General features: G+C 64.9%; 10 protein-coding genes. 5 read left to right on the top strand and 5 right to left on the bottom strand.

Annotated features, from left to right (window positions below; all coding sequences use genetic code 11):
* From ACK5IR_RS05565 to ACK5IR_RS05545, 5 genes are all read left to right on the top strand, one after another.
* Nucleotides 1–1053, top strand: a 1053-nt coding sequence (locus ACK5IR_RS05565) for an extracellular solute-binding protein (protein ID WP_416926732.1), incomplete at its 5' end; no start/stop codon positions are given.
* 77 nt (nucleotides 1054–1130) lie between these two features.
* A complete protein-coding gene (locus ACK5IR_RS05560) occupies nucleotides 1131–2045 on the top strand; it encodes a carbohydrate ABC transporter permease (protein ID WP_416926730.1) in 915 nt (304 codons plus the stop codon).
* 3 nt (nucleotides 2046–2048) lie between these two features.
* A complete protein-coding gene (locus ACK5IR_RS05555) occupies nucleotides 2049–2987 on the top strand; it encodes a carbohydrate ABC transporter permease (protein WP_416926728.1) in 939 nt (312 codons plus the stop codon).
* Nucleotides 2988–2989: 2 nt separating this feature from the next.
* A complete protein-coding gene (locus tag ACK5IR_RS05550) occupies nucleotides 2990–4108 on the top strand; it encodes a Tm-1-like ATP-binding domain-containing protein (protein ID WP_416926726.1) in 1119 nt (372 codons plus the stop codon).
* A 16-nt stretch (nucleotides 4109–4124) separates the two neighbouring features.
* Nucleotides 4125–4814, top strand: a complete 690-nt coding sequence (locus ACK5IR_RS05545) for a class II aldolase/adducin family protein (protein WP_416926724.1) — start codon at nucleotides 4125–4127, stop codon at nucleotides 4812–4814.
* A gap of 69 nt (nucleotides 4815–4883) precedes the next feature.
* Here ACK5IR_RS05545 and ACK5IR_RS05540 read toward each other — a convergent pair whose 3' ends face one another.
* The 5 genes from ACK5IR_RS05540 to ACK5IR_RS05520 form a co-directional block, all read right to left on the bottom strand.
* The gene (locus ACK5IR_RS05540) at nucleotides 4884–5948 is read right to left on the bottom strand and encodes an Ldh family oxidoreductase (RefSeq protein ID WP_416926722.1); all 1065 of its coding nucleotides are present in this window, start codon (nucleotides 5946–5948) and stop codon (nucleotides 4884–4886) included.
* Nucleotides 5945–6910, bottom strand: coding sequence for a phosphoglycerate dehydrogenase (locus ACK5IR_RS05535; RefSeq protein ID WP_416926720.1), 966 nt, complete (start codon nucleotides 6908–6910; stop codon nucleotides 5945–5947). The genes ACK5IR_RS05540 and ACK5IR_RS05535 overlap by 4 nt, the downstream gene beginning before the upstream one ends.
* 12 nt (nucleotides 6911–6922) lie before the next feature.
* Nucleotides 6923–7801, bottom strand: a complete 879-nt coding sequence (locus ACK5IR_RS05530; protein ID WP_416926718.1) for a dihydrodipicolinate synthase family protein — start codon at nucleotides 7799–7801, stop codon at nucleotides 6923–6925.
* A 14-nt stretch (nucleotides 7802–7815) separates the two neighbouring features.
* Complete coding sequence (locus ACK5IR_RS05525) at nucleotides 7816–9306, bottom strand: tripartite tricarboxylate transporter permease (RefSeq protein WP_416926716.1); 1491 nt, start codon at nucleotides 9304–9306, stop codon at nucleotides 7816–7818.
* A gap of 76 nt (nucleotides 9307–9382) precedes the next feature.
* Nucleotides 9383–10259, bottom strand: an 877-nt coding sequence (locus tag ACK5IR_RS05520; protein ID WP_416926714.1) for a Bug family tripartite tricarboxylate transporter substrate binding protein, incomplete at its 5' end; no start/stop codon positions are given.

Below are 10259 nucleotides of genomic sequence, written 5' to 3'. Positions count from 1 at the left end.
TATGTCGTCTTCTCCAAGGCCGATTATGTCTATGCCGACCAGCTCGAAAATCTGGCCAGGTATTTCATGAACCCGAAACTGGCCGATCCGGGCTACGATGCCGAAGATCTGATCGACGGTTATGTCCAGAACATCGGCGTGGCCGGTGGCGAGAAGGGATACCTGCCCGGACCGACCGGATCGCTCTTCGGGCTGCCCAACGGATCGGAAACCTCGGTTCTGATCTATCGCAAGGATATCTTCGAAAAGCACGGGCTGAAGGTACCCGAAACCTATGACGAACTGCTCGACGTGGCCTGCAGGATACCCGAACTGGAGCCCGGCGTCGGGGGTCTGGCGTCGCGTGCCGCCTCGGGGCATCAGGCGAGCCATGCCTTCCTGCTCCACCTCGCACCGCTGGGCGGCAGGGTGTTCGATGACGAATGGAACCCGATCATCAACAACGAGGCCGGCCTGGCTGCGGCCAATGCGCTCAAGACCATCGTCGATTGCGGCCCCGAGGGCAGCAGTGCCTTTGGCCCCGCCGAGGCGGCGAACGCCTTTGCCACCGGCACGGCGGCGATGTTCCTCGATTCGATCGCCTTTGCGCCCGGCTTCGAGGATCCGGCCGAAAGCAAGGTTGTGGGCAAGGTGGGCTATGCCCTGCATCCCGAGGGCGTGCGCCGCGGCAGCCAGACCGGCGGCTTCGGGATAGCCATTCCCAGGAACGCGCTCAACAAGGAAGCGGCCTTCCTGCTGATGCAGTGGATGACGTCCAGGCACGGCGACAAGCTGATCGCCATGGCCGGCGGCAACCCCTCGCGGTTCTCGACCTATGCCGACCCCGAGGTTCAGGCGAAATATCCCTTTGCCGCGACTTTCGGCGAGGCGCTGAAATACGCCGATCCCGACTGGCGGCCGATCATCCCCGCGTGGGGCAAGATCAATGCCGATATCGGAACCGCCATGTCGAAGGTGCTGACCGAAGGGCTCGATCCGCAAGAGGCGCTCGACGGGGTGGCCGAACGCACCCGCGCGCTGATGGAGGCAGAGGGCTACTACGCCTGGCAGTGAAGCGTCGCGCGGCCCCGGCAGGACCGGGGCCGCCGGATGGCCCGACATTCCAGCCGCAGCCCGCAGGGAGCCGTTTCGTGATCCGCCAGAGCCTCAACAGACTGACGCCCTATCTTTTCATGGCGCCTGCGGTCGTCATCATGGCGATCGCCCTGTTCTACCCGCTGCTCTACATGATCGTCGGCAGTTTTCGCGACTGGGACCCGAGCCAGAACATTTCCGAGGCTGCCTATGTCGGCCTTGCCAATTATGCCAAGCTGCTCGGCGATGCGGCGTTCCGCGAAAGCGTCAGCGTCACGCTGACCTTCGCCTTTACCGTGGTGAGCGCGGAAATGCTGCTGGGGGTCGGGCTGGCACTGCTGCTCGACCGCAACATTCGCGGCATGTCGATCCTGAGAACGCTGTTCATCCTGCCGATGATGATCGCGCCGGTGGTGGTGGGGCTGGTGTGGCGTTTCATGTACCATCCGACCGACGGCATCTTCAACCGCTGGCTCACCGCCCTCGACCTGCCAAGGGTCGACTGGCTGGGAAACCACGCGCTGCTGTCGGTCATCATCGCCGATATCTGGCAATGGACGCCGTTCATCTTCATCCTGTCGCTTGCCGCGTTGCAATCGCTGCCGTCCTCGGCGCTCGAGGCGGCGCGTATCGACGGCGCGACGGGCTGGCAGCAGATCGTCCATATCAAGCTGCCGCTGATGGCGCCGGTGCTGATCGTCACCATGCTGCTTCGCCTGATCGACGCGTTCAAGGTGCTGGAGGTGATCCTGGTAATGACCGAAGGCGGACCGGGGCTGTCGACCGAGATCCTCGCCCTGCGCATCGCCCGCACGGCGCAGGAGTTCCGCGAACTGGGCGAGGCGGCAGCGATGTCGAACTACCTGCTGCTGCTGCTGCTGGTGCTCACGCTCGGCATGTTCGCCTTTACCCGCTGGCAGGAGGCGCGCGCGCGGCGCCAGCAGGCGATGCAATTCCGCGAAGAGGGCTGAGACATGGCAGACGTCAGTTACGACAAGCAGAATCCGGCCTTCTATGCCCTTCTCGCGGCGCTGATATTCATGTCGGTCGGGCCGGTTGTCCTGCTGTTCGCAAACTCGTTCAAGCTCGATGTCGATATCATCTCGGGCACCGGCGGGCTGTTTTTCATGCCGACGATCCGGAATTACGAAACCGCGCTGTGCGACATACTCTGGTACGATCCCGAACATCTGGATTTCTGCGCCATCCGGTTCGGGGGGGCCTTCGTGAACTCGCTCATCATCGCGCTGATCTCGACCGTGCTGACACTGGTGATCGGCTGCATGGCCGCCTATGCGCTGGTACGGTTCCGTTTCATGGGGCGCGACACGGTTTCCTTTGCCACGCTCGCGGTGCGCATGGTGCCACCGGCGGTGCTGCTGGTGCCGGTCTTCGGGCTGTGGAACAACGCCTTCTGCATCGACCGCGCTTCGATGATCGGGGCCTATATCCGCGAGGTTTTCGGCGGGCGGGGCGATGTCTGCCTTGCCGGCACGCATCTTGGCATCATTCTGGTCTATGTGGCGATGAACCTGCCCTTCGTCATCTGGATATTGCAGAGCTTCATCGTCCAGGTCCCCCGGTCGCTGGAGGAAGCTGCACGGGTCGATGGTGCGGGCGCCTTTCAGGTGTTTTTCATGGTCGTTCTGCCCCTGATCAAACCCGGCCTTGCGGCGGCGGCGATCTTTACCTTCCGGATCGCGTGGAACGAATACCTGCTGGCCTCGGCGCTGGCCGACCGCGACACGATGACGGTGCCGATCCTGATCGTGAACAACACCAGCGAATTCAACATCGAATGGGGTGTGATCATGGCGACGGGCATGCTGCTGGCCATTCCGCCGATCCTGTTCACGCTGTTCGCCTCGCGCCAGATCATCACCGGGATGACCGCCGGCGCGGTGAAGGGCTGACAATGGCGGGGCCGGTTGCGCTTCTGGGAACCTACGAAACCAAGCCCGAGGAACTCGCGGCGCTGAGTGCTGCGTTTCAGGAACACGGGCTCGCTGTCGTTCGTGTTGATCTGTCGCTGGGCGCGGGCGGGCAGGTGCTGCCGGGCGACGAGAAGCTTCGCCGGATGGGCGAAGCCGTGGATCGGACGGTCGGCGAAATTTCCGCCGCCAATCCGTCGGCGGTGGTTGCGGTGGGGGGCGGAACCGGCAGTGAAATGGCGCTGCGCGCGATGCGACAGCTTCCGCTCGACCTGCCCAGGTTCATGATCACCACGCTGCCCTTCGACCCGCGCGGTGCGGTGGCGGACAGTGCGATCACGCTTGTTCCCACGCTGTGCGACGTGCAGGGCATGAACGCGATCCTCAGGCGGGTGTTTCAGCGCACGGCTGCCATGGTGGCCGGGGTGGTCGGTTCGGATACACCCGCACCCGCGCCGCGCAGGAGCGTTGCAGTCACCATGCTGGGCGTCACGCAGGGGGCGGGCGAGGAGATCCTGCGCCTGTTGCGCACGCAAGGGCACGAGACCTCGGCCTTCCACGCCTCGGGCTTCGGAGGGGCGGCGCTGACGCGCTTTGCGCAAGCAGGCATGTTCAGCGGGCTGATCGACATGACAGTGAACGAGGCGGTCCGGCTCCATGTGGCCGGCGCGCATGTGCCGATGCCGGCGCGCTTTACCTGCGCCTCCGCGCTGCCGCGCGTGCTGCTGCCGGGGGCGATGAACTTTCTCGACGGAGGCGCGCTGGATCAGTTGCGGCCCGAATGGCGCGAACGGCCCCATTACCGGCAGTCGAGCTATTTCACCCATGTCAAGCTGACCGAGCCCGAGATGGTCAGGGTCGCAACCGCGCTGGCAGCAGACCTCAATACCTCGACCGCGCCTTGCGAGGTGCTATTGCCGATGGGCGGTTTCAGCAGCGAGGATCGCCCGGGCGGCGCCATCGAGGATGCCGCGCTGCGCGAATGCGCGGCCGCAGTGTTCGAGGCTGAAGCACGGAGCTATTCCGTCACCCGCATTCCCAGCCATATCAGCGCCCCCGAAACCGCCGCCGAGGCGGTCTCGCGGCTGCTTTCCCATATCTGATCCGGAGACCAACAGCATGCCAGACCCACTCGATTCCGCCGATATCCTCGCGCGCAAGGACGACCTGATCGCCACGGCGAAGCGCAGCTTCGACCTGCGGCTTCAGACCAATGCCGGGGGCAACCTGTCGGTGAGGCTGGCCTCGCGCGATGCCATCGTGATCAAGCCGTCGGGGGTGGGATTCAACGAATGCACGCGCGACAATCTGCAGGTGGTCATGCTGGATGGCACGGTGCTGCCTTCGGCCGTTGACCTCAAACCTTCGAAGGACCTCGAATTTCACCTCGAAATCTACCGGCGGCGCGAGGATATCAACGCCATCGTGCATTGCCACAGCCCATGGGCGACCGGCTACGCCAGCGCCGGGCTCGAGGTCCCCTGCCTGACGGTGCAGACGGTGGAAAAGATCGGGCGCATGCCGCTCATCCCGCTGTCGGCAAACCTCGGCCCGCAGACCGCGGCAATGATTGGCCCCTGTTTCGACGATCCCACGGTCCGGGCGGCGGTCATGGCAAACCACGGCACGATCGGGACCGGCAAAACGTTGCTGGCGGCGCAATATCTGGCCGAGATCATCGAGGAGACCGCCCATATCGCCTTTGTGCGCGACGCGATGGTCCGCGCGCATGACCTTCGGGCACCCGATGCGCCGCGCTTCGGAACGGTCCGCGACGAACAGGCGGCGCTGGCCGGTGGCATTGTCTGATCGTTCGGGCGCGCGCCTCTCGCGGCGGCTGGCCATCTGGCGCCAGCCGATCGACCACAGCGCCCTGTCCTATGGCCGGAGCGGTATGGGCAAGGAAATGGCCAGGCCCGAGGCGCGGCGAGCCAATCCGTCGACGATGCCCGGATGCAGCACAACGCCCCGTTCTGCCGCATCGCGCATGCTGGCGGTCGCCGCTTCGCCGGGCAGGCGCACGCGCCCGATCCCCGGCCGGGGCGGGTTGCGCCGGCAGGCATCCGCCAGCCAGCCGGTCTGACGCAGGAACGCCGCGCGACCGCCGAACGCCGCCGGATCCCATACCTGTACCGTCACTGCTGCGTTGGTGCCTTCGGGCGCATCGGCGCGGCCGTATCCGGCAAGCCCCTGTGTCAGCGCTTCGACCCAGAGTGCCATGCCATATCCCTTCTGACCGTGATCGAGGCCGCCGGTCGGCAGCAATGTACCGCCACGGTTCAGCGCATCGGGGTCGTCCGTGGGGGTGCCGTCTGCCTCCATCAGCCATTTCGCCGGATAGCGGCGCCCCTCGCGGATGAGCCTCTGCGCCATGTTGTTGGTGGTGATCGAGGCCGAGATGTCGATCAGGATCGGCTCATCCGGCGTGGGAATACCGTAGGCAACCGGATCAGGGGTATAGACCCCCCTTGTGCCACCGAAAGGCGCCACCTGCGAGCCGGAGGGAGAGGACGACGCCACCTGGACCAGCAGCCCCTGCGATGTCGCATCGACCAGATAGGCGGCAAGCGCCCCGATATGCCCGCTGTCAGCAATCGCAACCGTGCAGGTGCCAACCTCTCTCGACCGTTCCGAGGCGAGTTTCACCGCCTGTGCGGTAAGCCACGCACCGGGCAGGCGCTTGCCGCGCCAGGCAACGGCGGCCGGACGGTCCGAGACGACATCGACGGCACCGGATTTCCGGATCACGCCCTTTTCGATCTTGTCCAGGTACCACCCCGCCAATGCCAGCCCGTGGGTTGAATGGCCCATCAGATCGGCACGGACCAGATAGGTGGCGACCGCTTCGGCCTTGTCCGGTTCCAGCCCGGCGGCGGAAAACAGCGCAAGGGCGAATTTCTCGAGATCCTGTATCCCGTATCTGTGTTCATCAACGGCGCTCATCGGTCGAACACCTCCGGGTTGAGGCAGCGCACGGGCCGGCCGCCGGCGATGAGTGTCTCGATATCCTCGATATTCATCAGCCCGACCCGCTCGATCGACTCGATGGTATCGGCGCCGGTGTGGGGGGTAAAGGTCACCCGCGGGGCACTGAAGATCGGATGCGACGTGTCGGGAGGCTCCGAAACATAGGCATCTATCGCCGCCCCGGCGATCCGCCCGTCGTTCAGCGCCTCGGCCAGCGCATCGGTATCGACCACTTCGCCCCGCGCAAGGTTCAGCAGACAGGCGCCGGGTTTCATCCGCTCAAGCTGCGGCTTTCCGATCAGCGCGGCATTGTCCTTGCCGCCGAATACATGCAGCGAAACGAAATCGGCGCGCCCGAGCAACGACCCGAGGTCTTCAAGCGCGATTCCGTTTTCGGCCATGAAGGCGTGGTCGGGATAAAGATCGCTCGCCACGACTTCCATCCCCAACGCCTGCGCCTTTACGGCCAGCAGCTTGCCGATGGCTCCGAGCCCGACGATTCCCAGCGTCTTGCCCGCGATTTCGGTTCCCGCCGCGCGGTTCCACCCGCCCGAGGTCACGCTGGCATGGCCGGTGGCGATGTTGCGGGCGAAAGACAGCATCATGCCCACCGCAAGCTCGGCCACCGCGTTGGCATTTGCGCCGGGCGTGTTCATCACCGGAATGCCGGCGGCGGTACAGGCGGAAATGTCGATACTGTCCACACCGACACCGTGTTTCAGAACCCCCTTTAGCCGGGGGGCGGCGGTCAGCGTTTCGCCGGTAACCGGAAACAGCCCCGCAACGAGGTAATCGACCTCGGCCAGATAGTTGCCCAGACCGCCATCGGACAGCGCGGAATCGGCGCAGCGAACGAAATCCCAGCCGGTCCTTTCGAGCCGCCCCGGAACCGATCCGTGCCGGGCAAAGCCCGGAGAGGTGGTTGCCACAAGTGTCATGATCGCGGTTTCCTAAAGCAGTTCGTATCTGGCCAGAATATCGCGCACCTTCCCGTCCTGTGCCGGATCGGGCAGCAGCGCCGGCTGCCGCGAGGCGCCAACCGAAGGATCGATGCACCAGAGGCTGCGCTTGACCAGCGCCGGAGGAAACCCGAGCGCATAAAGATCGGTGCGGAAGTCCGCGTAGCGTTTCTGCTGACGCTCCGCCTCGGCCGTATCGCCCGCGTCAAAGGCGCGGACAATCGCGGCCAGCGTGTCGGGCATGACATTGCCCAGCCCGGAGATACAGCCGGCGGCCCCGTTCCGCAGGCTCCACAGAACCAGATGATCGGGGCCGGAATACACATCGAAACCGTCGGTCTCGCGCCCGACGGCAAGGTATTCGGCCAGAGTCTCCTGCGCGCCGCCCGAGTCCTTGATGCCGGCGATATTGCCATGGGCGGCCAGCTTGCGCGCGATCTCGGGCCCGATATGGTTCTGGGTCCGGGCCGGAATGTCGTAAAGATAGACCGGCGTCTGCACCGCATCGGCAACGGTGGTGAAATGCCGTTCCAGCCCGTCCTGGGTGCAGGCGATGAAGAAGGGCGTGATCACGGCAATTCCATCCACACCCATCCGGTCGAACGCGCGCGCGAGTTGCAGGGTCTCCCATGTCGCCGGCATCCCGGCGTTGACCATCACCTTCACCGCGCCGTCGGCCTCGTCCAGCACGGCTTCGGTCAGGGAGAGTTTCTCGTCATGGGTCAGCGCGGTGAAATCGCCGTTGGTGCCGGCGCAGAGGATATTGTTGCCGGCGGCAACCTGGCGTCTGACCTGGGCGCGCGTGGCGTCGAGGTTCAGGCTTTCGTTATCGTTGAAACAGGTGACGAGCGCAACATAGGCCGAGGACATCGGAACCCTTTCTTTCAGTAGCGTGATTGGTCGGCCAGCCGCCTGCGCCCGCGGATCGACCGCACAAGCGGCACGGCGACCGACAGCAGCGTCAGACCGAGGAAGAGCATCGTGATCGGACCAGAGACGAATTCGAACACGTTGTCGCGCGTCTGGAGCAGACCCCGCCGCAGGTTCGCCTCGGCCATCGGCCCGAGGATCAGCGCGATGCACAGGGCGGCCTGGCTGAAACCGAATTTCTGCATCCCCCAGCCGAGGATGCCGAATCCGACCATGGTATAGAGATCGACCAAGTTCAGGTTGATCGCAAATGAGCCGATGAAGCAGAAGGCGACGATGCACATGGTCAGAATGCGCTTGGGGATCAGCAGGATGCGACTGAAAAGCGGGATCCCGAGCAGGCCGAAGACCAGCATGAAGATGGTGGCCATGAAGGTCCCGCCGAAGATGCCGACGATCAGGTCGGGGCGGCTCTCGAACAGGACCGGCCCTGGCGCGAGCCCCTGGATCATCAGCCCCCCCATCAGCACGGCGGTGACCACATCGCCCGGCACACCAAGCGCCAGCAGTGGGATCAGCGCGGCGGCACAGACCGCGTTGTTGGCGCTTTCGGTGGCGGCAATCCCCGGCAGATGACCGGTGCCGAATTTCTCGGGCGTCTTCGAGGCGCGCCGTACCTCGTTATAGGATATCCACGAGGCGGTTCCCGATCCGGTACCGGGGATGATGCCCACGATGGTGCCGATCAGCGAACCGCGCAGCATGGCGGACATGCTCTGGCGAATCTCGCCGCGGCTGGGATAGGTCCGGGCGACCGTAAGCGGTTTGACCTTGTCGGCGAATATCCTTTCGATCTGGACGAATACCTCGGACAGGGCGAAAAGCCCGATCAGCGCCGGCGTGAACGAAAACCCGCCGGCGAAGCCCGACACACCGAACGTATAGCGCGACGCACCCGAGATCGGATCGGCCCCAACCGTCGAGATCAGCACCCCGAGCGCGCCGGCAATCGCGCCCTTGAGCATGTCGCCGGAAAGCGAGGCGATGATGGTCAGGCCGAACAGCGCCAGGGCGAAATACTCCGGCGCCCCGAATTCCAGGGCGATCGAGGCAAGCTGCGGTGCCAGCGTGGCCAGCACGATCGCGGCAATGATACCTCCGACGAAACTGGCGATGGTCGCCATGCCGAGCGCCTTGCCGGCCTCGCCCTTCTGGGCAAGCGGGTAGCCGTCGAGCAGGGTCGCGGCGGAAGAGGGCGTGCCGGGGGTGCGCAGCAGGATCGACGAGATGCAGCCGCCATAGATGCCGCCGATATAGATTCCGATCAGCATGTTCAGCCCGATCACCGGATCCATGCCAAAGGTCAGCGGGATCAGCAGTGCGACCCCCATGGTTGCGGTAAGCCCCGGCAGGGCCCCAATGATCAGCCCGCCCAGCGTACCGGCGGCAATGAACAGCAGAACCTCCGGCCGGAGGATTTGCAGCAGATAGGAGAGCGTTTCCACGTTCTGGCTCCGTCGCGCGGCGTTTCACCGGCCCGGCCCGCGACACCCGCGCCACGGGCCGGAACGTTTGCGGGATCTATTTGTTCATGTCGGTCATGCCGAGTTCCCCGATGACCGCGCCGGCGGTGTCGCTGTCGTGGCGCACCAGCGCCTCGTAGCCTTCGGCATCGCGGTAATCGACGAATTCGCCCATGTCCTCCATCTGGGCAATGAACTCCGGGTCGGTAAACACCTTGCCGAAGGCGTCGCGCAGAAAGGCAAGGACGTCCTCGGGCGTATCGTCGGGCGCGATCACGCCCTTCCACGACGACCAGGTGAAATCGACAACGTTTTCCCTGAGCGTCGGGACATCCGGCATCAGGGCGATCCGCTCGTCTTCCATGATGAACAGCGGCGCGACCGCCCCGCTCTGGATGTGGGGAATGCCCTCGGCCGGGGTCAGGGTCATCGCGCCGATATGTCCGCCGAGGCAGGCCGTTACCGCTTCGGCCGCGCCACCGAACGGAACGTGTTCGAACTCGACCTCGGCGGCATTGCCCATGGCAGCCATCGCAATGTGGTTCGCCCCGCCGGCACCCGAATTGCCGACCTGCACCGCACCCGGATTTGCACGCGCATAGGCCAGAAACTCCTCGGCACTGCCATAGGGTGCCCTGGCGCAGGCAACGACAAGCTGAAGGTTGCGCCCCATCATGCCGATGAAGGCAATGTCGTCTATGGTATAGTCGGTCCCGCCGTAATGCGGCAGCAGCGCGAGCGGCCCCTGACTGCCGGTACCGATGGTGTAACCGTCGGGGCGGGCATTGATCGTTGCCGAGGTACCGATGGAGCCCCCGCCACCGGGCTGGTTGCGCACGATCATGGTGGTGCCCGGGTTCAGCCGCTGGAACGTATCGGCCATGATCCACGCCGACAGATCGGTCCCGCCGCCGGCGGAATAGGGCACGATCACC

It is taken from the genome of Tropicimonas sp. (genome assembly GCF_047971885.1).
Lineage (GTDB): Bacteria > Pseudomonadota > Alphaproteobacteria > Rhodobacterales > Rhodobacteraceae > Tropicimonas.
Note: the sequence above shows the minus strand (reverse complement) of the source record. Positions and strands in the feature narration are given on the sequence as shown.